Annotated in this window: 20 protein-coding genes; 2 read left to right on the top strand and 18 right to left on the bottom strand. The window is 43.0% G+C overall.

Going from position 1 to position 25381, the window contains the following annotated elements; translation table 11 throughout:
- Positions 1-12: 12 nt before the first annotated feature.
- The 9 genes from QZ176_RS04410 to alaS form a co-directional block, all read right to left on the bottom strand.
- A complete protein-coding gene (locus QZ176_RS04410; protein ID WP_295151465.1) occupies positions 13-1518 on the bottom strand; it encodes an Ig-like domain-containing protein in 1506 nt (501 codons plus the stop codon).
- A 120-nt stretch (positions 1519-1638) separates the two neighbouring features.
- Positions 1639-2328: a hypothetical protein gene (locus QZ176_RS04405; protein ID WP_295151464.1), complete on the bottom strand. Its 690-nt coding sequence runs from the start codon at positions 2326-2328 to the stop codon at positions 1639-1641.
- Positions 2329-2516: 188 nt separating this feature from the next.
- Positions 2517-5324 (bottom strand): hypothetical protein, encoded by a 2808-nt coding sequence (locus QZ176_RS04400; protein ID WP_295151463.1) that lies wholly within the window; start codon positions 5322-5324, stop codon positions 2517-2519.
- Positions 5325-5550: 226 nt separating this feature from the next.
- Positions 5551-5757, bottom strand: a complete 207-nt coding sequence (locus QZ176_RS04395; protein ID WP_295151462.1) for a hypothetical protein — start codon at positions 5755-5757, stop codon at positions 5551-5553.
- A 600-nt stretch (positions 5758-6357) separates the two neighbouring features.
- On the bottom strand, positions 6358-6492 hold the full coding sequence (locus tag QZ176_RS04390; protein ID WP_295151461.1) for a hypothetical protein: 135 nt from the start codon (positions 6490-6492) through the stop codon (positions 6358-6360).
- Between the two features lie 226 nt (positions 6493-6718).
- Complete coding sequence (locus tag QZ176_RS04385) at positions 6719-8629, bottom strand: PBP1A family penicillin-binding protein (protein ID WP_295151460.1); 1911 nt, start codon at positions 8627-8629, stop codon at positions 6719-6721.
- Entirely contained in the window at positions 8623-9168 is a 546-nt protein-coding gene (gene maf / locus QZ176_RS04380) for a septum formation inhibitor Maf (protein ID WP_295151459.1), read from the bottom strand. Before maf ends, QZ176_RS04385 begins: the two co-directional genes overlap by 7 nt.
- On the bottom strand, positions 9168-9677 hold the full coding sequence (locus QZ176_RS04375) for a hypothetical protein (RefSeq protein WP_295151458.1): 510 nt from the start codon (positions 9675-9677) through the stop codon (positions 9168-9170). The genes maf and QZ176_RS04375 overlap by 1 nt, the downstream gene beginning before the upstream one ends.
- Entirely contained in the window at positions 9674-12217 is a 2544-nt protein-coding gene (gene alaS / locus QZ176_RS04370) for an alanine--tRNA ligase (RefSeq protein WP_295151457.1), read from the bottom strand. The genes QZ176_RS04375 and alaS overlap by 4 nt, the downstream gene beginning before the upstream one ends.
- Before the next feature lie 121 nt (positions 12218-12338).
- On the opposite strand from alaS, the gene QZ176_RS04365 reads away from it, so the two are divergent.
- Together QZ176_RS04365 and hemH are read left to right on the top strand one after the other, a co-directional pair.
- A complete protein-coding gene (locus QZ176_RS04365; RefSeq protein ID WP_295151456.1) occupies positions 12339-13211 on the top strand; it encodes a Gfo/Idh/MocA family oxidoreductase in 873 nt (290 codons plus the stop codon).
- Complete coding sequence (hemH, locus tag QZ176_RS04360; protein WP_295151455.1) at positions 13208-14290, top strand: ferrochelatase; 1083 nt, start codon at positions 13208-13210, stop codon at positions 14288-14290. Before QZ176_RS04365 ends, hemH begins: the two co-directional genes overlap by 4 nt.
- A 157-nt stretch (positions 14291-14447) precedes the next feature.
- Here hemH and QZ176_RS04355 read toward each other — a convergent pair whose 3' ends face one another.
- From QZ176_RS04355 to QZ176_RS04315, 9 genes are all read right to left on the bottom strand, one after another.
- The gene (locus QZ176_RS04355; protein ID WP_295151454.1) at positions 14448-15761 is read right to left on the bottom strand and encodes an ankyrin repeat domain-containing protein; all 1314 of its coding nucleotides are present in this window, start codon (positions 15759-15761) and stop codon (positions 14448-14450) included.
- A gap of 243 nt (positions 15762-16004) precedes the next feature.
- The gene (locus QZ176_RS04350; protein ID WP_295151523.1) at positions 16005-17411 is read right to left on the bottom strand and encodes an ankyrin repeat domain-containing protein; all 1407 of its coding nucleotides are present in this window, start codon (positions 17409-17411) and stop codon (positions 16005-16007) included.
- Between the two features lie 242 nt (positions 17412-17653).
- Complete coding sequence (locus QZ176_RS04345; protein WP_295151453.1) at positions 17654-18889, bottom strand: nucleotide sugar dehydrogenase; 1236 nt, start codon at positions 18887-18889, stop codon at positions 17654-17656.
- Positions 18890-18999: 110 nt separating this feature from the next.
- Positions 19000-19212 carry a hypothetical protein gene (locus QZ176_RS04340; protein ID WP_295151452.1) on the bottom strand — a complete coding sequence of 71 codons (213 nt, stop codon included), beginning with the start codon at positions 19210-19212 and terminating at the stop codon, positions 19000-19002.
- Positions 19213-19372: 160 nt separating this feature from the next.
- On the bottom strand, positions 19373-21193 hold the full coding sequence (locus tag QZ176_RS04335) for a penicillin-binding protein 2 (protein WP_295151451.1): 1821 nt from the start codon (positions 21191-21193) through the stop codon (positions 19373-19375).
- 62 nt (positions 21194-21255) lie between these two features.
- Positions 21256-21939: a leucyl/phenylalanyl-tRNA--protein transferase gene (gene aat / locus QZ176_RS04330; RefSeq protein ID WP_295151450.1), complete on the bottom strand. Its 684-nt coding sequence runs from the start codon at positions 21937-21939 to the stop codon at positions 21256-21258.
- The gene (locus QZ176_RS04325; protein WP_295151449.1) at positions 21939-24320 is read right to left on the bottom strand and encodes an AAA family ATPase; all 2382 of its coding nucleotides are present in this window, start codon (positions 24318-24320) and stop codon (positions 21939-21941) included. Before QZ176_RS04325 ends, aat begins: the two co-directional genes overlap by 1 nt.
- Before the next feature lie 15 nt (positions 24321-24335).
- Positions 24336-24641: an ATP-dependent Clp protease adaptor ClpS gene (locus QZ176_RS04320; RefSeq protein WP_295151448.1), complete on the bottom strand. Its 306-nt coding sequence runs from the start codon at positions 24639-24641 to the stop codon at positions 24336-24338.
- On the bottom strand, positions 24631-25329 hold the full coding sequence (locus tag QZ176_RS04315; protein WP_295151447.1) for a TlpA family protein disulfide reductase: 699 nt from the start codon (positions 25327-25329) through the stop codon (positions 24631-24633). Before QZ176_RS04315 ends, QZ176_RS04320 begins: the two co-directional genes overlap by 11 nt.
- Between the last annotated feature and the right edge of the window lie 52 nt (positions 25330-25381).

Here is a 25381-nt window from a genome sequence, read left to right as displayed (position 1 = left end):
GAGCCGAAACTTTTACGTTAAATTTATCTCACTTTCATCAAAGCCGCCCCGACCGTCGCTCACTCTAATTTTGACGCTATCCTCGCCGATAAATTTATCGTTCGGGATGTATTCGTAGCTTCCGTATTCATTTATGCGGAATTTTCCATTTTCTGCATCTTTTAAAATTTCATAGCTAAGCTTATCGCCGTCAGGATCAATTGCTTCTAAAGCGGATGCAAACTGTCTAACGTCGTTTAACTCGGCATTTACGAGCTTATCTTTAAATTTTACAGGATTGTTTTGCGAAGGTTCCGCTTCGGATATCTCTTTAATAAACTCATCAAAATCATAAACCTTGCCGTCAAAATAAAATTTTTCTATCTTGCCTTCAGTGTAACCTTTTTTTATAGTTATGCCGCCTATAATTTCGGTTTTATTATATGGATTGTAGACCGAAATTTTCATATCGTCGCCATCTCGCCTAAACTTCAGATCTTCAGGGCTTAAAAAGGCAAATCTTAACGCATCCGCACCGCCGTCATCGTAGATGATGTCCTCGCCATCGCCTAAATAATATTCGTAGATATTGCTATCTTTCGATCCGATTAGTAGATCGTTGCCGGCTCCGCCGTTAAGAATATCTATGCCGCTGCCGCTCATTAAGATGTCGTTTCCTGCGCCGCCATAAAGCTCGTCGTTAAAATCTGAACCCGCTACGAGGTCGTTACCCTCTTTTGACGAGACGATAACGCCCGAACGCTCTTTGCTATAATCAAAGGTCTCACTAGTTTTATCGCCGAATACATGCTTGCCGATAACGCCCGTGATCTCGTTTCCTGAAAGACTAAATTTTATACCGGTTTTAGCCAGAAGCGACGAAATTTTATCATCGCTTAAATAACTCTTATTGAGCTTAAAAAGCGCGTAATTATAATCTCTTTTTAGCACCGATGCTAGCAGATTGATCGCTAGAGCCGTCTCACTTGCATTCGCTTCACCGCTAATTATGCGAGCTAACTTTAAATTTAGAGCGTTAAACATAAGTGCACAGCTTTTCGCATCCTCGCCAAAAAGTTTATTTGCTAAAATTTTACTGATAGAATCAAATTTTATATTCTCGTATTCTTTAAGTACCGCAGTAATTATATACGGATTCGCCCTTTGTTCTGCGCTAAGCCTTGCGCCGCGGAAAGCCTCCACGACGGAGATTTTCTTTTCGGTTTCGTCATCTAGATCGCTAAGGGCGATGCTTTGCTTTTTGCTCGTCTCAAACCACACATCACGTACTATGCCGCTGCTTCCGTCGCTTCTACTGAATTCCCCGCTTGCGGTTATTTTATTACCGTTTTCGCTTTGGGTATCCTCTGTAGTTTTTAAAGATATAGATGAAATTCCGAGCTCTTTTAGGCTTTTTACTTCGTCTTTTTCGCATTTGCCATCGCCATTATCTTGCCAAAGAAGTAGCTCACCGAATCTCTCGTCTCTTTCGTCGATCACGCCATTATTATCGCTATCAAACTCCTTTAGAGCCCGCACGCCGTCCTTTGCATAGGTGTCATTTTTAAGCTTGGAATTTGATCCGAAAAGCTCGAAAGAATTATTGATAATTCCGTCTTTGTTGATATCTACGGCTAAAATTCCATCACCCTTTTCTATCTATGCGGTTTTATTTCTCCTGCCGTCATTTATATAATCAAAATATGCCTGCGAATTATCTAGCGGCGTAGATGTGATGCCATTGCCGTTAAGATCAAGCACAACCGGCGGCAGCGATAAGTCCTGCGAGCCGAAATTATCGTTTAAAGCCCATTTGTCTAAAATTTTATCCATATCCGAACTTAGCTCATCAAACGCTTTATTTACCGCACCCGCTCTGTACTCTTGCACGCTTCGTTTCAAACCATCATCGCCCGCCATAGCGTCATTTAGCGATCTAACTTTACCGCTTTCTGCGAGGCTTGAAAGATCTCCCTCTTGCTCTGTGTCTTTCCTTTCGTAGACCGTATCCAAAGTATCCGATTTAAACCATCTGTTTTCAAAGCTAAGCTCACCGTCGTTAGCACCTATTTTAGCTCCTCCCGAGCCTGTATAGCCACTGCGTATATCAATGCGCTCTATGCCTGCATTAGATAGTGACTTTATGCCGTTTTTAGGGGTCGGGTTAGGAACGACCGGACCCGAATGATCTTCGTTGCCATGATCTGGTAAAGCCTCGTTTATATCGGTTAATTTAAACCATAATTTTTTGATTTTTTTATCTGCTCCATCTTGCAAAAAAGTGCTATGGGTAGAAATGATATTGCCGTTTTCACTTCTATCATATTCTTTGAACGAGCCTAAATCCAAGCTATTTATTCCCAGTTCTTTTAGGGTTTTTAGCTCTCTTTTTTGGCTTATTCCATCGCAATTATCTTGCCAAACTAAAAGCTCATTAAATTTATCGTCTTTTTCGTCTAAAATTCCGTTATTATCGCTATCGAATTGTTTTAATACCGCAAATCCTGTTTCTCTTACTATATAGTTATCGTCTTTATCTAACCATCCACCAAATTTTCCCCTATTAGTTCGTTGGCGGGATCAACAAGCCCATCTTTATTTAAATCCATGGCAAGCAATCCGTCACCTTGCTCTATCCAACCACTCTTTTTTATCTCGCCATTTAAATCTAATTTAGGAGATGCATCGCTTACTGAAGTGGAAGTAATATCATTATTGTTTAGATCAAGCACAAAAGCATTAAGTGAGTTGTGGATTACTTTATCCTCTCTGGCATTATTTATCTCTTCCTTTCCCCAGCGAGTACCATCTTGAAATTTAAGCGACTTTAAACTAGCGCCCCCTCTAATATATATTTTATCGCTTAACTCTTCAAAGCTTTTGCCATCTTCTTTTAGCGCTATCTCATATAGTGCGCCAGTAAATAAGTCATGTTTTCTTCTGATTATAATATCATTTGCAGTAATTCCTTCTTTAAATTCTATATTTACAAATTGTTCAGCGAAAGACCTCGATTTATGCCCTACAAAACCCTTTATAAAATCTTTTCCGTCTCCCCTACCAAATCTAAAAACATTAACACTACTCTCAACATCCCATCCAAAATGCATAGTTACTGTATCGTTCCCCTTGCCTGCGTCTATAGTATTATTTCTACTGCCTACGAATATCGTATCATCGCCATCTCCGGCATTAATTTCGCAATCATCGTCTCCACAAACTATCAGATCGCTTTTATCGGTACCATTGTATAAAAAATCCAGATTTAATCTATTGCCGTTCGATAAAACAATATTTTCTATAATTCCAGTAGTTTTTATTGGGGCGGTAGCAGCTCGCTTACTCCTAGAATGAGAATCCGCGGATGAATAACCCGCTTTATCTGCTACTGCGCCTTCCGCTTCTGCAACAGGTGCATCGCCCGCAATAGCATAATTTACACCCAGACTCATAGTAATTACGTCTGTTATTTTGCTTAAATCCTCATCCTTGGTAGCGATACCATCTTTAACGTAAATTTTAATATATCCACTTGCCTTTTCAATGATTAAATTTTCTCTACTGATTCCCTCGCCAAATTTTAAGGTATCTATGCCGTTCCAATCATCTATATTGACCTTGCCGCTTCCCCTTTTGTACGTATAAAGAGTATTACCGAAAGACTCCTCTGTAAGTACAGAATTTTCTTCCTTAAGTTCAACATTCCTTGCATATTCTACTTTATTCAAATCCCAAGGTGCAGCATCGGAAACCAAATGAATCGATCTAGGATCGCTATATTCAGGCTTTTGCTTATTTAAATTTAGCTCTTTCACATCCTTATAAAAGATAACCTCTTTTGCTCTTTTTAACCCCTGGTCTGTTTGTAAAGTAAGATCTTTTGTTTTATCCCCCAAGAATGCTCTTGCTCTATCGTCTCCATAGATGTATAAATTTATAGAGTTATCGTCATTATTTTTAACGTAGATATAATCATAAATTTTGTCGTTTTTATCGATCTTCATATCGTGATTTCTATCATATCCACTAAGAAGAGTGTCTAAATAATTTAGAGATATCGATTTGATCGGGGAGTTGGCGTCGTTTATAGAGATCAGTTCGCCCTCATCCGTTTCCGCATTGCGATTTTTATCTATCCAGACGCTTAGACCGGAGTTGTCCTTGCTATCTATCACTCCATCTTTATTAGCGTCAAAATCTCTAAGTAAAGATAAAGTATCCAAGGTAGTTTCGCCCTTGGAATTTAAATATCTGTTGCCTATGATCTCGCTGCCGTTATCAACTATGCCGTTACGATTTGTATCGTTTACCAGCACTCCCTCGTCTTGCCCGAACCAATCAAGCATCCTCTCTTTAAATCCGTCGGAATTCATATCGAAATAGAGTTTATTGCCGGATTTATCAATATCGGTAGTACCCGATAAATTTAACGCAGCTCCGCTTTGCTTGGAATTTACATTATTCGCATTTGGAGCGTAGCCCGCCTTATCTTTATTACCGGAGCCAGGATTCTGCTCGGAGCGGCTAGGTACACACATACCGTCGGAGCAAGAGTCTGAATTGTCGTTTTCGTTTACGGCTTGTGAAGTTAATGATTTATAAAAATTCATACTTCTATTTCCAGTCAAATTAACATTTAAATCAGAATTTAATTCCGATTTTAATCTCGTCACCAACATCAAGTAAAGATCCGATTCACTAGGACACTCTACGTAAGGAATGTCCGGAGCTGGCTGCTTGGAAGGAACTGAGATACTAGGGACTGAGCCTATGCCCCAAAACGCAGAGCCACCGGCTCCACCAGCTCCGCCAAATCCTCCACCTACGCCGTATGTTTGAGTGCTAGGAAGAGTGAAGCTTAGATCAAAATTCTTGTGTATCGCTTGAGGACATTTATCTTCTGGGAAGTCGATAATGGTACCTAGCCCTGAGGCTATTTCGGTTACATTTTCTATATCAGATCCATAATAATGTGAGCTTTCTGCTACTAGCAAAAACACTTCTTTACCCTCTGTTTTACCATCTCTTACTATACTTACCTTTTGGGTGATAGAGGTGGTTCCTGCAGGAATCTTTGTAAAGATATAATTTTTCTCTCCGCCTATTTTACCATAATCTTCTACCTCTAATGCACTGCCTTTTACGGTAAATAATCTTAAATTCAAATCATTTTCCAATGCCTTATCTATACTCACAGTAAATATAGCTTTTCCATCATTTTCTATAATACGCAAATTTGAAACGGTTACATTTACTTTGTTAGGGTCTTTTAAGTAATCTTGAACTTCATCTTTATTTAAAAATTCATAAAATTTTATAAAATCATTTAATCCATCCCATGCCATCTGCTCTTTGGCGCTTAAATACCAAGCAATAACAGTAAAGTAATGCTCCCCCCTATTGCGAGGGGTACAGCTATATGGGGTGGAACAAAGGGTAGGGCTAAAACAATATTTGATACAGTTGTTACTACGGTTGACCACTGTCTGGAACCATATTTTTTCTAATCTAATTCCATTTGTTTTAAATCCAAATCCAAAGCCACAGGAAATATAGCTGAGCTAGCACCTTTTATCGCACTCCAGAAAGTATTGAAATAACATCTGTGGCAAATTTATCGAAATATTGTTTCTTTTGTTGCTCATTTTTTTCTTTCTCAAATGAATTATAATTTTTTATTGCATCATATACGCCAGCGCCATATCCAGATTCATCGAATGTGCGTTTCGAAATCTCCTTTATAAAATCAATCGCTGCAGATGGATTAAAATTCGCCATAATTTTCTCCTTTAGATCTTAAAATAAATTTTATAAATACAATAACTAAAAATATATTAGAAAATATTAAAAGAAAATATACCGATACGTCTTTATAATATTTACCATGAAATTTTATGAAATACGTGTGATTTTTTAGTTCCGGTTTTACATTAAAATTATAATCTAAAACTAAAATTTGATACGCTCGAAGTACTGACTCAGTAGTACCTGGAAATTCTGCATACCAAATTTTGACTCTACGATCTATTAATAAATCTGCTTTATCGCCCAACTTAGTAAAATTATAAAACGGATCTATTTTATTAAAATCTACAGGAGTTATTACGAAAGTTTCGTTTCTATCCGTATCAAAAAAACGGAAATTATAACATTAGGGAGCCTTTTACGGCTCCGCTAACTCGCCCCATTATCCTTCCATTCATAACTTTTAGTTCACTGATATTCTCCGGGCTTGGATAGATTATATAGTTGTACCACGGATAAATCACTATAAGAAATATAAACATAATTCCTATCGGATAAGCAATTATATCTTTCAAATTTCTAATATTCATACATTCTCTTTTTAGGTTTAAATAAATTCTGCAGCCAAAATTTTCATTGCACCATGACCGAAATTGCATCACCACTATCCATCTTATCGATATTCTTCAGCGCCTCGCAGCTAAATTTTTCTCCATTTTTGCAATTGTCTTCAAAGATTCTTCTCCCCTTATTTTCATCTTTGTCCACTCCTTTGCCGTAAGATATAGATATTGCTTTACTAAAGCAGACGAATTTATCGTCTAAATTAAAAGACTTTATAAGTCTCCTTGTTATTTTAGCCCCCGCGAATTGTATATTTTATCGCCTCAAACACTAAACAAACTATAAAATTAGCATATTTATAGTTTGTGTAATAAACGCAATCTATGTAAGGGCTTCCAAAAACGGATTAAATTTGGATTTGCATCCAAATTTAAAGCGATCCGTCGCTGCTGCTTTCGCGGGGTTTAGGAAGTGGCGAAATTTTAGTGTAATACTCCTCCTTGCCGTTGTATTGGCGGCTAAAAACGCCGTCAGGGACGGTGAAGTTGCGCTTGGTTTGCGGATATTCTTTTAAATAGGCATCTAAAAATTTTGCAAACACCGGTGCTGCAGTGCGACCGCCGCCCTCGACCTTTCGCATAGGTTTATAATCGTCGTTGCCATACCAGATTATGATCTGCAAATCCGGCGTAAAGCCGCAAAACCATGCATCTATGCTATCATTTGAGGTGCCTGTTTTGCCCGCTATGTCGATGCCCTGCACGCGCGCGCGAGTACCGGTGCCGCGCTGCACGATATTTTTTAATAGCGTAGTCATCAGATATGCCTGTTCAGGGCGCAGCACGCGACGTCGCTCAGGCTCGATAAAGCGAGTTTTGCCGTCCTTATCGGTAATCGAAACGATAAATTTTGATTTTGCAGTAATCCCAAGCCCCGGAAACATCGAATACATCGTGGAGTATTCAAGCGGCGAAATTCCGTAGCTGCCGATAGCCACCGACAGGGCGGGCGGGACGTTCTTAAAGCCGAACTCGCCCAGCTTTTTTACCGCGCGATCAACGCCGATAGATTGCATCAGATTGATCGAGGCAAGGTTACGCGAGCGTGTTAAAGCTTCTTTGATCGTGATGTAGCCGCTGTAAGTCTTGTCGTAATTTTTCGGCTTCCACGTTTTATCGCTGCCATCGTCGAATTCTCTAGCTATATCGGGTACTTCGGTCATCGTCGAGTAGCCCATATCAAGGGCGATTTGATAGACGAAAGGCTTGAAGCTGGAGCCGGTTTGGCGCTGGGATTGGCTGGCACGATTGAAATTTGATTTCGCGTAATCCACACCGCCTACTAAGGCTAAAATTTCGCCGTTTTGTGGATGCGTGACGACCATAGCGCCGTTTACGTTGCTTGCATTAGCGTCTTTGTTGCGCTTTAAAATTTCATTGTAGCCGAAAACTAATGCCTCTTGCGCCATCGCCTGCGCCTTTAGATCAAGGCTCGTATCTATGCGGTATCCGCCCGTTCGGACGTCCGGTAGAATTTTTTCCGCTTCTTTTATGATCTCATCTACGGCATACGGTGCTACGTTTTGCGTGAGCGTTTCGTTGTAGATCGTAGGCTGTTCGTTCATCGCAAGCTCATATTCGGTCTTATTTATCCAGCCGAGCTCATGCATCCTATAAATCACGTTATTGGCGCGCGAAAGCGACAAATCCAGGTGCTTAGTAGGATCAAAGCTGCTAGGAGCTTTCGGCAAACCCACTAAAATCGCAATCTCTTTAAGGCTCAAATCTTGCAAATCTTTTTTGAAATATCCCAAAGCCGCCGTGCGGATACCGTAATATCCGTGCCCAAAATACACTTCGTTAAAGTAACGCTCTAGAATTTGTTCCTTGCTTAGGGCATTTTCGATCTTAAGCGATAGGATCGCTTCTTTGATCTTGCGATCAAGCTTCTTTTCGCTCGAAAGAACTAAATTTCGCGTGATCTGCTGCGTAATCGTGGAAGCCCCTTCGACAAATTTCATCGCTTTGACATCTTTAATAATCGCCCTAAAAATCGCCTCGACATTCACGCCGCCGTGTTCGAAAAACGCCGTATCCTCGATAGCTACAAGCGCCTCGATCACGCGACCTGGGATCTCGTCGAATTTTACGTAAATTCTATTTTGTTCATTAAAAACATTGGCTATCAAATTGCCGTTGCGGTCATAAATTTTAGTCGTAAGCTCGGGATGATAATCGATGATCGAGTCCGATTCCAAGCGGATTTGCGAGTAAAAATACAAAAAAATCCCGCCTGCGGCAAACGCACAAACCGTAATAAAACTAAATAAAACTCTTACCATACAAACCTCTTTAAAATTTCCAGATCAAGCCCCATCGCCGTAAATTTCGACCCACGCGAGCTTTTGATATATTTTTCGTTAAAGCCTTCGATACTCATCGCACCCGCCTTGCCGCACCAATCGCCGCTAGCGATATAGCTTTTTAAATCCGCTTCATTAAATTCTGCAAATTCAAAGCTTGCGACGCTAAGTGCCGAAAGCTCTAGCGCCTTACTGCAAAAAATCATCGCAGTATAAACGGCGCAGCTAGCACCACTTTGAGCTCGCAGCATCCTTAATGCGTCCGCTTCATCCCGCGCCTTGCCTAAAATTTTACCGCCGGCAAGCACAGAGCTATCGGCAAACAGCACTCTATCATAATTTTTATAAATTTTAAAAAACTGCGTTTTTTTGGCTACGGCAACGCGGTAAGCATAGATGCGTGCATCGTCCTTACTAATGCCGCTTTCGTCGAAATTAAAAGGAATTTGCGTAAATTCTACGCCGTTATCCTTTAGAATTTGCGCTCTAGTAGGCGAGCTGGAAGCTAAATAAATCATCAAAACTCGCCCACCGTCACGCCTAGATAAACGCAAATCAGCGTAACTACGATATTTAACGGGATGAAATATTTAACGACGATGATTAAATGCTCATTCGCCTCAAGCTCATCGCCTGCATCCAAAGCTCGCTTCAAAGATGAAATTTTATAATGCATGTAGATAAAATTTAGTAGTATAAAGCCGGCGCCAGCCCACAGCGTGGCAATCGCGCCTTTTACCATAGGATCTGAAAATTTAAAACCTCCGCCGTCCGCAAGAAAAAATCCACTTACGCAAACGATCACCAAAAATAGCGCAAAGAACTGCTCATAGCGTTTCATATATCGCAAAATTTCTGTAAATTTTACATCCTTCGCATCCGCTTGGCTTTTACTGCTTAAATTCATAAAAATTCGCGCGATCAAAAATACGCAGATCTGCGCGCAGACCAAAAAAATCACGCTTAAAATGTGAATCAGCGGCAAAATTTGCGAGGCTTTGATGAAGCCGGTATCGATTTCGTTCAAATTTTACCTTTTGCGTAAGAGATCGCCTCTTTGGTCGCTTCTTCGATTTTTAGCACGTCCTTGCCGCCTGCAGTCGCAAAATCATCGCGTCCGCCGCCACCGCCGCCTAAAATTTGCGCCGCGAGCTTAACCCATTCGCCAGCTTTGATCGGCGCGTTTTTAACGCCTGCCGCGATTGAAATTTTGCCGTCAGTGCCTACTTGCATCAACATTATCGCCGCCTTTTCGTGGCTATTTTTAAACTCATCTATCATAGTTTTTATATCACCGCTTTCGACCGAGGCTACGCAAAGTTTAGTATCGCCGACATTTAAAAAAGCCAGTGCATGAGAACTGCTTGCATGCTTGATCTGATCTTTTAGCGATCTGATCTCATCTTTTAATTTCTCAATCGCACGGAGAGGCTCAATCCCTTTTAGCTCCGTAGAAATTTCAGCAAGCTTAGCGCGATTTTGAAGCGCTAAATTTAAAGCGGCGCGCGAACAAACCGCCTCGATACGCCTAACACCCGCACTTACGCCGCTTTCTTTGACTATAAAAAACGGTCCTATCTCGCTTAAATTACGCACGTGAATTCCGCCACAAAGCTCCTTACTAATCTCTCCAAAGCTCACAACGCGCACTTTTGAGCCGTATTTTTCGCCAAAAAGCGCAATCGCGCCGCTGTTTTTAGCATCATCTATATCCATAATCTCGGTTTTTGCCGCATAGCCCTTGCAAACGGCATTATTTACAAATTCCTCGATTTTAGCTAGCTCCTCGTCGCTAAGTGCCTTAGGATGCGAGAAGTCAAATCTTAAGCGGTCCGCTTCGACCAAGCTTCCTGCTTGAGCGATATGAGCCCCTAGCACCGCACGAAGCGCCGCGTGTAAAAGATGTGTCGCGCTGTGATGACGTGCAATCTGCTCACGCTCCTCAGAAACCTTGAGCCCGACGATATCTCCAATTTTTAGGTTACGATTAAGGCGCAAGTGGGATAAATTTAGCCCATAAAATTTCTGCGTATCAAACACATCGGCTATGGACTCCACTTCGCCGCTATCGCCCGTTTGACCGCCGCTTTGTGCATAAAACGGAGTGATATCAAACATTGCCCAGCCGATATCGCCGGCTTTGAGCTCATCCACTTCCGCAAAATCCTCATTAAGTAGCGCTAAAACCTTGCTCGTGCGGCTAAGCTCTTCGTAACCGCTAAATCTATTCTCGCCGAATTTCTCTAGCAGCGCCTTGAAATCGCCACGGACGTTTTTATCGCCACTGCCCTTCCATGCGGCTTTAGCTATCTGCCTTTGCTCGCTCATAAGCGCGTCAAATTTAGCCTCATCCACGCGCAAATTTTTCTCGCGCAGCATATCGGCGGTCAGATCGAGCGGAAAGCCGTAGGTATCGTATAACTTAAACGCGACCTCGCCGCTAAAAATTTCTTTAGTACGTGCAAGCTCCTCGTTAAAAAGCTCGATGCCGTTTGCCAAAGTGGCAAAAAACCGCTCCTCTTCGAGTTTGATCTGCTCCTTTACGGCTTGCTTTTTTTCGTTCAGATAGGCATAATGCCCACCCATCAGCTCGCATACTTTATCCACGAGGCGGTACATGAACGGCTCTTTGATGCCGAGCAAATAGCCGTGGCGAACGGCACGGCGCAGAATTCTACGCAAAACATATCCCCTACCCTCGCGGTTAAAATTTGTCCCTTGTGCTAGCAAAAACGTAACCGAGCGGATATGATCGGCGATGACGCGATAGCTTGCGCCGCTTTCATAAGCGTAAGGCTTGCCGCAAAGCTTTGCAACCTCGTCGATTAGTGGCATAAAAAGCGAGCTGTCGTAGTTGCTAAATTTACCCTCTTTAATCGCCGTAACGCGCTCAAGCCCCATGCCCGTGTCGATGCTAGGCTTTGGAAGCGGGCTAAGCTTGCCGTCTTTGCTGCGCTCGTACTGCATGAAAACTAAATTCCAAATCTCTAAAAAGCGGTCGCCGTCGCCGCCCATATAATCCTCGGGCGAGTGAAAATGCTCCTCACCCTGATCGTAAAAAATTTCGCTGCACGGCCCGCACGGCCCGGTATCGCCCATCGCCCAAAAATTATCGTGATCGCCGAAGCGATATATGCGCTCCTGCGCTATGTGGCGCGCCCAGAACCCGAACGCTTCGTCGTCCTTTTCGTGCACGGTAACATAGAGTTTGTCTTTTGGAAGCTTTAAAATTTCAGTGATAAACTCCCACGCATAGGCAATCGCCTGCTCTTTAAAATACTCGCCGAAGCTGAAATTTCCAAGCATCTCAAAAAACGTATGATGGCGCGCGGTGTAGCCGACGTTGTCTAGGTCGTTGTGCTTGCCGCCGGCGCGGATGCAGGTCTGACAGCTCGTGCGAATAGGCGGTGTCGGACGCGGAACGGCTCCTGTAAATATGCTTTTAAACGGCACCATGCCCGCGTTTGTAAAAAGCAAGCTATCATCATCTGGCACCAGCGGTGCACTAGGGATGATCTGATGGCCCTTGCTTGCAAAGAAATTTAAATATTCGCTTCTAATATCCATGATTTGTCCTATTTCAAGTTAAATTTTAAAGGCGCATTTTAGCTAAATTAGATTTTAAAAATTATAAATTTTAACCATTCTTAGTTATAATGGCGCAAAAGATTAAATTTAGGGCATGGCGATGAAAAAAAAGATAGCGATCATAGGCATGGGCGAGCTTGGTCAAAAGCACTTCAGCGAGCTAAGAAGGAGCGATTATTTCGAACTTGTAGCGCTTTATCATAAGGGCAACAGTGAAAATTTCGGCCCGCGATATCCGATCTTTGATAATCTAACCGATCTTTTTAACGTCGCTAAGCCCGATGCCGTAGTCATCACGGCTCCCCCGCCATCGCATAAAGAGCTGATTTTAAAATGCCTGCCGTTTACCAAAAATATCTTTGTAGAATCCCCGCTCGCACAAAGCCTAGCCGAAGCTAGAGAGATAAACTACGCAGTCACCACTAACGGTACGCGCCTAGCCGTAGGCTACTCCGACCGCTACAATCCTGTCATCGTATCCTTGCTACGCGAGCTAGCCAAGGGGGATAAAATTTTTTCGATGAGCTTTGTAAGCGGTTTTGCAAACGATGATAGAGCAGATATCGTAGCCAATGCCCTTTTTAGAGATATTGATCTTGTGCGGCTGCTTTCTCACAGCGAGATCGCCTGCATAGAACTTAGCAAAAATATCTCTAAAGAGCGCACTCTAGCCGCATGCGCGACGCTTCACACAAAAAGCGGCTGCTATTGCACGCTAATGCAGTCCAATCTCTATCCGATCAGGCGCCACGGTATCGAGATTTGCACCGACAGCGGTGTGTATTTCGGCGATCTAATCTCAATAACTCTTTTTAAAATTACGCCTGACGGGCGCGTTAATCTGCGCGTCGATCGCGATGACTTTTCGCTGCGCCGCGAACACGAAGCATTTTGCGCGATGTGCGACAGCAGTACTAACGCAGGTCTTGCAAGCGTCGAGGATGCGATAAAAATCAGAGAAATTATCTCATGAAAAAAGCCCTAATTTTGCTCAATATGGGCGGTCCGAACAATCTGAGCGAGGTTGAAGTTTTTTTAACAAATATGTTTAACGACCCCTTTATTTTGAGCATTAAAAGTGGTTTTTGGCGTAGCGTTTTGGCTGCGCTCATCGTAAAAAGTAGAGCGGCGGCGGCGCGTAGCAACTACGAAAAACTAGGCGGACGCTCGCCGATATGCTCCATCACCGCCGCTCTTTGCGAGCGGGTAAATGAACTAGCGCAAGCCGAATTAAGCGCGGGGTTAAAATTTGAAGGCGCGGCTGATGCGGGCGTCGCAAATGAGCCGTCGCAAGACATTTCATTGCAGAGCAAGCCGTCGCAAGACGTTCCGACGCAGGGCGAGGCGCTGCAGGATAAAAAACCGATAGACGAGCTAATTTGCGATTATGCGATGAATTACACGCCGCCCTTTGCGGAGGATGTGTTTAAAAAATACGCGGATTTTGATGAGATAATTTTGATGCCTTTGTATCCGCACTTCTCGAAAACTACGGTGCAATCGAGCCTGTGCTCTGCCGAGGCGGCACTTAAACGGCTCGGTATAAAAAATTATAAAATAGCGGGCATCTTCTACGACAGCGCCGCTTACAACGAAATTTTACTAAATTTAATTACGGGGTGCGCCGCAAAATTTAGCGCAGATGAAATTTCGCAAATTTCACTCATATTTTCCGCCCATTCACTGCCGGTAAAAATGATCGCCGCGGGCGATCCCTACGAGGCGCAGGTAGAAGCGCACGTAAAAATTTTAAAAGATCTGCTGACTGCGCGCGGGATTAAATTTAAAGAGATTATTTTGGCGTATCAATCGCGCCTTGGCCCCGTGAAGTGGCTAGAGCCCAATATCGCGGACGTCTTGCGGGATCTGCGGAGCAAAAAAGCGCTCATATTTCCGATCGCGTTTTGCGTGGATAACTCCGAGACCGATTTTGAGCTGGATATTTTTTATCGAGCTAGGGCACGCGAGCTGGGTTATGAATACTACGAAGTGTGCAAATGCCCGAACTCCCGCGAGGATTTCGCGAAATTTATACTCGCGCAAGCGCTGTAAATTTAGGAATTAAATTTAACTTTTCTATTCGAGCCTTTTAAACTTTTTGCGGAGTTTGAAAGCCTAATACAATGCCGATAAAATCGGCTAAATTTCATTTTTAAGCAATTAGATAGAGCTTTAAATTTAATTATTTCGCAGCGGGTTGCGTAGCCGCTTACCGCTTTTGATCTTCCGCTTCTTTACTAAATAAATTTCTTTTATATTCTTTATAGTCGTTAGTTAGTCTCTCGACTTCCTCTTTAGATATATGAAAGTTGGGGTTTTTGATATTTCTTTCATCTGCCGTAAATTCTATCACGCGAACTTTTTTCCGCTCTACCGCAAATAGTATATACTCTTTAATATTTTTAAAGGTAGCGTTCTTGTCGGAACAATGTTTTTGCAAAAAAGCAAGCTGGAACCTAGCTTTGGTTGCTTTCTTATAATATTCGCTTTCTACATCATACCTATATTCCTTATAACACCTATCATCATACATTCTTTTTAAAAATTCATCGCTTGGGATTCCGCCTATATCATATTGCAAAAGTAGATCTATCATAGCTCCGGGCTCGGGCACGTCCAGTAGATCGCCATATACCGACATATAAAGCCTAAACTCCTCTACCCCATACTCCTTGTTAGTATTTTTTATATTTTTATAGCCGGATATCTCCTCTAGTTTATTTGAAACGGAGACCTCTCCCATATTGAAAGTGGAGTAGGTATACGGTCTATAACCGCTCTCTAGCACCATTTTCATTATATCGTACATATTGTTTCTAACTAGGTGGGTGATAAAATAATATGGCTCGCCTCCGCCGCTAAAAAGAACCTCTTTGGTACGGTAATGTATGATCGGCGTAGCGTTTTCGTCAAAGCTTACAGAATCTATCCAGTTTTCGACATCCATAATGCCGTAGGTTTCCTGCACGATCTCTACTTCGTCAAACTTAACTCCGCTATCTAGCAAAAGCTTGACCGACTTAGTGGCGTTATTTTCCATAGCGTATGCCATAGGGGATAGCTCGTAATTATCTTTCTTATGAGGATCGGCTCCCATCTCTATCAGCTTTTTTGCGGTTTTTTCATCATCGTAAAAGCTAGCATACATCAAAGGGGTAACGCCGAAATGAAGAGGGGTATCTACGCTTATATTATTATCCTGCATAAATTTTAAAATTTTATCCGTATCTTTTGATTTTAAGCTCCTGCGCAAAAGTTCCATCGTGGGGTTATCTCTAACCTCCTCTTCGTCTATATCCCAATATCTATAGCCAACTGCGTTTATCTCCTTTTGCGTTACGTATTTAGCTAGCTCGGAGTTAGGATCTACTTTGGTATTTGCAGTAACGGTATAGTGAGAGGAGGTTGATGTAAATCTTAAGCCGATTCCAAATTTTAACGCTAAAACAATGGCGATGAGAACAATAACTATATAAGGAATGCTTTTTAAAATGTTTTTTATGATTTTAAGCAAGGTCTTCAAATTTGATCCTTTAGCCTTAAAACACTAGCTTGTAAAGAGCTTTAGCTTTTAAGCAAAACCTAAAGCGACAACTCGTTTTATTCCCCGAAAGTGCCGCGATTATATAACGATGAGGATTAACTTTCACTTATACCAAAATTTTATATATTTCTGTAGCTTAACATCGTGTTTGAGCTTAAAACTTAAAAAGCAAACTACATTGATAAAATCTAAATTTAACCCCCTGCCTTTGGTTTATAAGCTTTATCTTACCAAGCCACCGTTTTTGCTCGCCGGTTCATATCTTTTTAATATATATTTTATATCTTCGGCCTGCGTTTCCGTAGGTACGTTTTTCAATTTAAAAAGAAGGTATTCTTTTTGGGTCATGTTTTTATCGGCTAGAAATACGCTGTCGAGATGACGAAATTTAAAATCTCGTATCTCTTTATTTATCTTTATCTTGTTTGACCATTCTATATAGCTCTTAAAATCCATAAACGTTTCATTTTTATCCAGTTCTCTTTTTTCAAATGCCCAAAGATCATTATAGCTCTTAAGCTCTTCAAATTTAAAATTCTTAATAGGGCAATATTTTTCATATATCGCAAGCTGCGTATCATATTCTTTCATCTCATCAGGATCAAGCGGAATCGGTTTTCTTACGATGATACCTTCTTGAATCAGTTTTTGTTTCATAGCGGCTCGGCTATCGCGGAAGTCTTTTATATATTTATCTATAATTTTCTCTTCTTTAACCCTATCTATACCCTCATTCATCGCATCAATATATTTAAATTTGTCTTCTATTACCTCTTTATGTGCCTGATAGCACTTATTATATGCCTCTTTAAGCTCCTCATTGGAGGGCTGCTTCGGGGCATTGTATTTTAAAAGAATTTCCAATGTGGGTTTATAATCGGGCATATATGTTAGACCATGAGAAAATTCATAATCGTAGTCTCTGTATCCTTCATCAAGAAGCATTTGTAAAATTTCCGTAAGACCATAAAAAGTAACATATATAAAAGGATGTACGCCATCTTTTGACCCTTTCTCTCTTGCTCCATACTTTGATTCATATTCTACAGATATATTATCTCCGTTTATTGTTATATGTTTTATCATATCATGCTGAGGCGATTGCAAATATCTTTGTATTAGTGCTTTACTATCAAATTTTACTTTCTTACTCAACAGAAATTTTACTGCTTTAGTAGAGTTATTTTCAATAGCATAAGCTATCGGAGTAAGCTTAAATTTATCTGTAGCATTAATATCCGCTCCTTCTTTTACGAGCTCTTTTGCAGTACCTATATCATCGTAAAAGCATGCATACATCAGAGGCGTTGTATTGGCCTTCATCCTAAGATTAGCGCTAAGATTATTTTGTTTCATATAATCTAAAATTTTATCGGTATTCTTAAGACGCAAAAGATTTCTCAAGTCGTTTAAAGTAGCGTTCGCCTCATCGTATTCGTCTATATCCCAATAGCGGAAAGCAAAATCGTCTATTTCCTCTTGCGTTACATATTTGGCAAGCTCGGAGTTGGGATCTATTTTGGTATCGGGGGTAACGACGAAATGACTTGGTTTAGATGATCTATCGTAATAAAAACTAATAAAAGAGGCTAAAAGGACGCCAAGTAGGAGCGCAAAGAATTTTTTCATTTTCAAATTTGATCCTTTAGCCTTAAAACACTAGCCTGTAAAGAGCTTTAGCTTTTAAGCAAAACCTAAAGCGACAACTCGTTTTATTCCCCAGGAAGTGCCGCGATTATATAACGATGAGGATTAACTTTCACTTATACCAAAAAATTTTATCTATTTTTGCGGCTTACATTGTGTTTGAGCTTCAAAACATAGAAAATAAACCGCACTGATAAAGTCTAAATTTAAACCTCGGCTAAATTTCAGAGCTTCCCTTGCGCGTCTTTATAGACGTTTTTTACGTCGTAAACCAGCGAGCCCGCGTAATCAAGCTCGAAAAACTGCTTATGCGCCACGGCGATTACGACGCAGTCAAATTTGCCCAAATCGGGCTTTTGCAGCAGATCAATGTCGTAGTATCTCTTGGCGTCGGCGGCGCTCGCCCAAGGATCATAGACGCTTACTTCGCAGCCGAAATTTTTAAGCTCGTTTATCATATCCACGACGCGCGTATTGCGGGTGTCGGGGCAGTTTTCTTTAAACGTAAGTCCCAAGATCAAGACCTTTGCGCCCTTAACCTTTTCGTCGTATTTTATCATCATCTTAACGACCTCCGTAGCGACGTAGCTTCCCATATTATCGTTAATGCGGCGGCTTGATAGGATGATTTCTGGGTGATAGCCCACCTCGGTCGCCTTCTGCGCCAGATAATACGGATCGATGCCGATGCAGTGTCCGCCCACGAGCCCTGGACGGAAGCTTAAGAAATTCCACTTCGTAGCCGCCGCGTCGATAACATCGTTGGTGTTGATACCGAGCTTACCGAACAGAATCGCAAGCTCGTTGATAAAGCCGATATTGATGTCGCGCTGGGTGTTTTCGATCACCTTCGCGGCCTCTGCGACCTTTATACTGCTAGCGCGAAAGGTGCCGTTTTGCAGAATGCTAAGATAGACGCTATCTACGACGTCCAAAGCCTCCTCAGTACTTGCCGAGACGATCTTTTTGATCTTAGTGACGGTGTGAATTTTATCGCCCGGATTGATCCGCTCGGGCGAATATCCGCAGAAAAAATCGCGGTTAAATTTAAGCCCGCTGACTCGCTCTAAAACCGGTACGCAGTCCTCCTCCGTAGCGCCCGGATAGACGGTGCTTTCATACACGACGATGTCGCCCTTTTTAAGCACGGCTCCGACGCTTTCGCTGGCCTTGATTAGCGGCGTAAGATCGGGGCGATTTAGCCTATCTACGGGCGTTGGCACGCACACGATATAAAAATTGCTCTGCCTCATATCATCTAACTTTGCACTAAATTTAAGCCCGTTTTGAATCGCCGCGGCAAGCTCCTCGTCGCTAAGCTCCAGCGTGCGGTCGTGCCCGCCGCGCAGCTCGTCTATGCGCTCTTGCGAAACGTCAAAGCCCACGACCTCGTGTTTCGCCGCAAACGCCGCCGCCAAAGGAAGCCCAACGTAGCCAAGCCCGATTATCGCTATTTTCATTTTTCCCTCATTTGCTTTCATATTTTCCTCTTTTCTTTGCGTTAAATTTCGTCGTTAAATTCCGCAGCCAAACCCGCTAAATTTCATGCTCGCATTGCGCGTCTTAAAACTTAACGCTGCAAGCTCGCTCGCCATTTTGCTTGCGTTACTTGCGCGGCGGCAAATTTAAAATTTTGCCTTGACGCGGAATTTTGCGCTACGGCAAAATCCCAAGCCACGATAAAATTCCAATGCCTTAGCTCAGCGAGCCGCGCCATGCAAAATTCCGTGTCACGATAAAATTTTATCGCCGTGCCGAATTTTGTGCCGCGATAGAATTCCATCGCCGTGCCGTTAAAATTTACGCCACGAAATTCTATCCCGCCAAAATTCTGCGCTATAAAATTTAAACGCCGTAAAATTTCAAAAAGCCGCGCTAAATTCCGCGAATTTTCGTCGTCGCAAGCCGCAAAATTTTAAAAAACCTCACGAAATTTAGCAAATTTAATCTTTAATTTCAACTGCCTCATCCTTGATCTCAACCTTTTGCGTAGCGTTTGCGTCAGCTGCGGGCTTTAGATAGCCCTCTTCTATCAAAATTCCTACCGCCCGCTTAAAGATCGGCAGCGCGTTTTGAGCGGCGTAGTAGCTGCCCCTTTTAGGCTCGCGCACCAAAACGCCGATCGTGTAGCTGGTATCTGCGTCATTGGCAAAGCCAAAAAACGAGCTGTTATAGGCGCTCGAATAGCCGCCTCCCTTGGCGATGCGCGCAGTGCCCGTCTTGCCGCCGATTTGCAGCCCCGCTACTCGACCCTTGCGCCCCGTGCCGCTCTCGACCGTTTTGATTAAAATTCCTTTTATTACGTCAGCGGTAGTTTTAGAGATGACATGGCGGGTTTCGCTTTCGTTGACGAAGTAAGTTTTGCCGTTATTTTCTAGATTTTCGACTAGGCGCGGGCTAATCATGACGCCGCCGTTGTTAAAGACGGTATAGGCATTGAGCATCTGAAGAAAGGTCATCTGCGCGCCGTAGCCGTAGCTGATCGTGGCTTTGTAAATTTTATTATTCAGGCTTTTGATGCTTGGGATATTTCCACTTTGCTCATACGGCAGATCAATGCCTGTTTTTTGCGACATACCAAAGTTCATAAGCCCATCATAAATAGCCTGCCCCTCCAGCCGCTCTGAAATTTTAATCATTCCTATGTTTGAGCTGTGGATGATGATCTCCTCGCCGCTCATCTGCTTAGCCGGGTGCGTGTCGCGGATCGTGCGAGTACCAAGCTTATAGCTGCCGTTATAGGTATTGATAATCTCGCCCGGTTTGACGGCTTTGGCGTCGTAGGCAATTGCAAAAATTATCGGCTTCATAATCGAGCCCACTTCGTAGGCGTATTCGCTCGCGGTAAAATTTAAATTCTTAAGATCGTTTTTTGTGATGTTTGAGGGATCATAGCGGGCATTAGTCGCAAGAGATAGAATTTTGCCCGTTTTGGAGTTCATAATGCCCACCACGATTTCTCGCGCATCGTAATTATCAGCGCCCTCATCGCTTAGGCGCTCTATCTTTCTTTGCAGCGTTAGTGGCACGCTTAGGCGGACATTGTAGCCGTCGATCCTTCCCGTTTTTTTGCTGCTGCGCTCTAGAATGATATTACCGCCGATATCGCGCGGACCCACGATAAACTCATCTCTAACCGGCGCTAGATAATACTCATAGTACTTCTCGATCCCCTTAATTCCGCTAACTTTGGTGATACCATCAACCTCTTTTTTATTGATATAGCCGATTAACGGAGTGAGCGAATCGCCGACATTGTAGCTGCGCTTCTCGCCGCTTTCGCTCACGCTCATGCGGATAGGCGGATTTAGCCTGCCGTTTGAGCCCATGAAGCTAACGAAGACCTTTTTTAAATTTAGCTTATACGCAAGCTCTTTTAGATGCACGGCGGTTTTGGCGTCGATCTTATACGACAGCACGGTCGTGCCGCCAGAGCCCTCGATCGCGCTTTTGACACGCTTTTCGCTATCACCCGTGTAGATGCAGTATAGCCGCACGAAAAGATCAAGCTTGTTTTTATCAATGCTTCGCGCATCGACACTAACTTTGTAGAGTTTGACGGAATTTGCCGCGACATAATTATCCTTTGCGATTATCGCGCCGCGGATCGCGCTGTTGGTTTCATTGACGTCCAGGCGCGGTAATTTGCGCTCGGTGCTGCCCCAAAAATATAAAATCGCCAAAAATACGAAAAGCGCCGCCGGCACGAATATAAACATCACGATAATCATACCGACCGAGGAGCTTTTATCTCTTTGCCACATCTTATTTCTTTAAAATTTTAAATTCCGCACGTTTTTTATGCTGCTGCATCTCAAGCTTTGACTCAATGCTGTGCTCCGCGCGGAACTTTAAGATCCGCAAAGCGCTCAAAGCCGCTATCTTGCACACTAAGCTCAGCAAATAGAGCGAGGAATTCCGCTCGCGGCATCTCTTTAGCGCCCATAAATTTCAGATGCTCGTTCATAATCTGGCAGTCGATTAAAAAGCCGAAATTTGCAAGCACCTCACAAAGCCTAATCAGTGCGACTTTCGAAGCGTTGCTCTTTAGGCTCAGCATACTCTCGCCGCAAAACACCCGCCCAAAAATTAGCCCGTATAGCCCACCCACAAGCTCGCCATCTTCGTATGTCTCGACGCTGTGAGCGTAACCGTCTGCTGCCAAATGCGAGTAAGCCTGCACGATCTGCTCGCTGATCCACGTGCCGTCGCTCTCTTTTTTGCGTACGTCTTTGCAGCGCTCGATGAAGCCCTTAAAATTTGCGTCAAATTTCACTTCATATCGCTTAAGATAGGGCTTGATGGACTTTTGCACACGCACTTCACGCGGATCAAGCACTGCGCGCGGATCGGGCGACCACCATAAAATCGGCTCATCCTCGTTAAACCACGGAAATATCCCTGCGCTATAAGCGCTAAGCAAGCAATCCTCACTCAGATCGCCGCCACTTGCAAGCGGCGCAAAATCGGGCGCATCCATAGGATCTGGAAAATCGTAAAACCGAGCCATTATTTAACGATACTGCTTTGAGCTAGTGCGGGTTGCTTTTTTTCTATCTGCGGCAAAGGCGTAGAAGCAAAGCTAAAGCTTAGCTCGCCATCTTTTACGCTCACGCTAACTAAGCCACCCTCTTGTAGCGCGCCAAAAAGCAGCTCACCGCTTATATGATCGCTTATCTGCGAGCTGATCTCGCGCTTTAAATTTCGCGCGCCAAACTCATCCGAATAGCCGCGCGAGATAATCAAATCTTTTGCTTCCTTGTTTAGACTAATCTTTACGTTTTTTAGCTGCGACTCCAGCTCGCCGATAGTTTTATCCACGATCTTTTCTAAAATTTCGCCGCTTAAGCGGTTAAAATTTATGATTTTATCGATGCGGTTGCGAAATTCTGGCGCGAAGAAGCTTCTTATGGCGCTATCTACTTTATAGCTCTCGTCCTTCGTAAATCCAACCTGCGGCGCTTCTTTCGTGCCTAAATTCGACGTCATTATTATGATCGTATTTTTAAAATCGGTCGTAACGCCGTTGTTATCGGTAAGGCTTGCGTTATCGAAAATTCCTAAAAAAATATTCGTCATGCTAGGATGAGCTTTTTCTACCTCATCAAATAAAATGACGCTGTAGGGGTGCTTTTTGATATTATTCGTTAAAATTCCGCCATTTTCAAAGCCCACGTATCCGGGAGGTGCTCCGATGAGCCTCGAGACGCTGTGAGCTTCCATATATTCACTCATATCGTAGCGCTCAAAATGCACTCCAAGCTGCGCGGCTAAGACCTTGGCTAGCTCACTTTTGCCCACGCCGCTACTACCTGCGAACAAAAATACGCCGATTGGGGAGCTTGCGCCTCCAAGCCCGGCGTAAGAGCGTAGAAGCGCCTTACAAAGACTGCTAACCGCTTCGTCTTGACCGAAAATTTCGCGCTTGATATTGGTTTCTAGATTTTTTAGTACCTGTTTATTATCGACGCTACTGCTTAAATTTGCGATATTCGCGCTAATCGAAAGTGTATTTACTAAATCATCCTTACTGATTTCAAGAGGAGCTTCGTGTGGCTTAAACGCAAAGCTCGCACCCACCTCGTCGATAAGATCAATGGCGCTATCGGGAAGGAATTTATCGCTTTGATATTTTTTAGCAAGCGTTACGCTATCACGCAAAATTTCGTCGCTAAATTTCACTCCGTGAAATTCCTCATATTTTTTGGCTACGCCTTTTAAAATTTCGACGCTATCGTCAATGCTAGGCTCGCTTACATCGATCTTACAAAACCTGCGGCTAAGCGCTTTATCCTGCGAAAACGAGCGGTATTCGCCGTATGTAGTAGCGCCGATGACCGATAGCTCGCCGCTTGCAAGCGAAGGTTTTAGGATGTTTGACATATCAAGTTCGTTGCGATTGCCCGCGCCTGCGCCAACGATCGTGTGAATTTCATCGATAAATAAAATCGCGTTTTGATTGGCGCTAAACTCGTCTATAAGGTCTTTTAGCCTTTCCTCAAACTCCCCGCGCAGCGTAGTTCCTGCGATCAGCGCGCCAGCATCAAGGGCGTAAATCACCTTATTTTTTAGCTTTTCTGGCACTTCGCCACGGACGATTTTTAGCGCGATACCTTCGATGATCGCGGTTTTACCAACTCCTGCTTCGCCCACTAAAATCGGATTGTTTTTCTTGCGGCGACAGAGGGTTTGCAGCGTCTTTTCGATCTCTTTTTCGCGCCCGATGAGCGGATCGATCTTACCCTCAAGCGCGATTTTATTGAGGTTTGCTGTATAAAGTGAGCTAGGCGAATCCTTTTTAATATCACGCTCGTTTATGGCGTCTTTTTCGCCTTCAAACGCAGGTTCAAATTCCGTATTCTGCCACTGCCTGCGGCTTTCGTCGTAATTCATCGCATGCGTGATATCATCGATATCGTATGAGTTTAGCTTAATCGCTGCGGCTTCATCGCGAGAAACGACCTCATCACGGTGATCGAAAGCAGATTTGTACTTTCTCACGATGAGCTCAAAAATCGCAGCGTTGATACCGTAGTGATTTAAAATTTTAGTGCAGTCGTTTTCCTTATCATTTAGAATTTTAAGCATAAAATCAAGCTCATTTTTAGGCTCTTTAGCGTTATTTAATTCAGTATAGAACTGCTTAAATTCTATCGTCTGCGCCGGAGCCTTGCCGCTTGATTTAGGCATCATATCCAAAAGCCCGCCCAGATTATCCAAGATATTTAGGTAGTTAATATCCGGAATTTCTTTGGCGATGAGCCCGTGAAAGGGCTTATTGTATTTAAAAATCGCATAAACTACGTGCGAAGTGGTGATGTATTCGTCCTCGCCGTCGTTTGCGACGCTGATTGCTTGTTCAAAATGTTTGTTTAAAAAAAATCCTATCATTACTTTCCTTTAAATTTAATCCTCTTCGATCTCACATCTAAGAGGGAATCCTGCGGCCTTTGCCGCTTGTAAAACCGCTTGTTGCTTGCACTCGGCTATCTCTTTAGGATACGCGCCGCAAACCGCGCGACCCTGCTTATGAACTTTCATCATTAAATCTACGGCGTCGTTAAAGTTTTTGGCAAAAATCTCCATCAAAATATAAACCACGAAATCCATCGTCGTTTCGTCGTCGTTTAGCAAAATTACTTTATACGGGCGAGGCACGAAAGATTTTGTTTTGGCGCGAGTGCGAATCTGCACGCCGGTTTTAGTTGCCATTTTTTATCCTGGCGATATCGCTTTTTATCACATCGGTATCGACCATGCCTAAGTAATACGGCTTGCCCCGCTCATCGCCTTCATTAATGTCGGTGAGCCTTTGATATTTTCCGTCTTTAAGCACTACCTTAAAAGGGATCGAAAGCGCGTGGCGATAACCGATGTCGCTTAAAATTTGACTCACTATGCGCTCGTTTTGTTTTGAATTGGAGATGAAATAATACGCATTAAACTTTTTCGTAAAATTTTCGATCACTTGCGCGTCCGTAATGTCCTCAAAATAAATCAAGCCGACCATTAGAAAATCCGCGGAATTTTTTAACTGAAAGTCCATCAGATGCGGCGCTTCGATGCGGCATGGCTGGCAGTAAGTACCAAAAATATCAAACATTAAAATTTTATCGCTGTCCGCGAGCTTAAAGCCCTTTTCTGTCCGCTCGATCGTTACCTCGCCGCCTACGACGCTTTTAAGCGTAAATCGTTCGCCCGTTTTAAACGGCGTAAAAGCTACCTCCTCGCCACTCTCTCCGCCAATACGCTCACCACTTTTATCTTGAGCGGAATTTTTTGCCATCTGATTCTCGCTCGCAGCAGGATTCTCGCCAGCAGAGCCCGTCTTTTTCTGCGAATCATCTCCGCAGCCGCTCAAGACAAAAATCGCTAAACATGATAGTAAAAATTTCTTCATTGCATTTCCTTCGGGTTTAAATTTAAGCCCGCATTTTAACCAAAGTTTTGTG

Source organism: uncultured Campylobacter sp., from assembly GCF_905373215.1.
Classification (GTDB): Bacteria; Campylobacterota; Campylobacteria; order Campylobacterales; family Campylobacteraceae; genus Campylobacter_B.
Note: the sequence above shows the minus strand (reverse complement) of the source record. Positions and strands in the feature narration are given on the sequence as shown.

Bases quoted from the DNA above. Each gene is read 5' to 3' on its own strand.
- QZ176_RS04400 (WP_295151463.1), bottom strand. From the start codon at position 5,324: ATGGCATGGGATGGATTAAATGATTTTATAAAATTTTATGAATTTTTA.
- QZ176_RS04395 (WP_295151462.1), bottom strand. From the start codon at position 5,757: ATGGCGAATTTTAATCCATCTGCAGCGATTGATTTTATAAAGGAGATT.
- QZ176_RS04385 (WP_295151460.1), bottom strand. From the start codon at position 8,629: ATGGTAAGAGTTTTATTTAGTTTTATTACGGTTTGTGCGTTTGCCGCA.
- maf (WP_295151459.1), bottom strand. From the start codon at position 9,168: ATGATTTATTTAGCTTCCAGCTCGCCTACTAGAGCGCAAATTCTAAAG.
- alaS (WP_295151457.1), bottom strand. From the start codon at position 12,217: ATGGATATTAGAAGCGAATATTTAAATTTCTTTGCAAGCAAGGGCCAT.
- QZ176_RS04365 (WP_295151456.1), top strand. From the start codon at position 12,339: ATGAAAAAAAAGATAGCGATCATAGGCATGGGCGAGCTTGGTCAAAAG.
- hemH (WP_295151455.1), top strand. From the start codon at position 13,208: ATGAAAAAAGCCCTAATTTTGCTCAATATGGGCGGTCCGAACAATCTG.
- QZ176_RS04350 (WP_295151523.1), bottom strand. From the start codon at position 17,411: ATGAAAAAATTCTTTGCGCTCCTACTTGGCGTCCTTTTAGCCTCTTTT.
- QZ176_RS04345 (WP_295151453.1), bottom strand. From the start codon at position 18,889: ATGAAAATAGCGATAATCGGGCTTGGCTACGTTGGGCTTCCTTTGGCG.
- QZ176_RS04340 (WP_295151452.1), bottom strand. From the start codon at position 19,212: ATGGAATTCTATCGCGGCACAAAATTCGGCACGGCGATAAAATTTTAT.
- QZ176_RS04335 (WP_295151451.1), bottom strand. From the start codon at position 21,193: ATGTGGCAAAGAGATAAAAGCTCCTCGGTCGGTATGATTATCGTGATG.
- aat (WP_295151450.1), bottom strand. From the start codon at position 21,939: ATGGCTCGGTTTTACGATTTTCCAGATCCTATGGATGCGCCCGATTTT.
- QZ176_RS04325 (WP_295151449.1), bottom strand. From the start codon at position 24,320: ATGATAGGATTTTTTTTAAACAAACATTTTGAACAAGCAATCAGCGTC.
- QZ176_RS04320 (WP_295151448.1), bottom strand. From the start codon at position 24,641: ATGGCAACTAAAACCGGCGTGCAGATTCGCACTCGCGCCAAAACAAAA.
- QZ176_RS04315 (WP_295151447.1), bottom strand. From the start codon at position 25,329: ATGAAGAAATTTTTACTATCATGTTTAGCGATTTTTGTCTTGAGCGGC.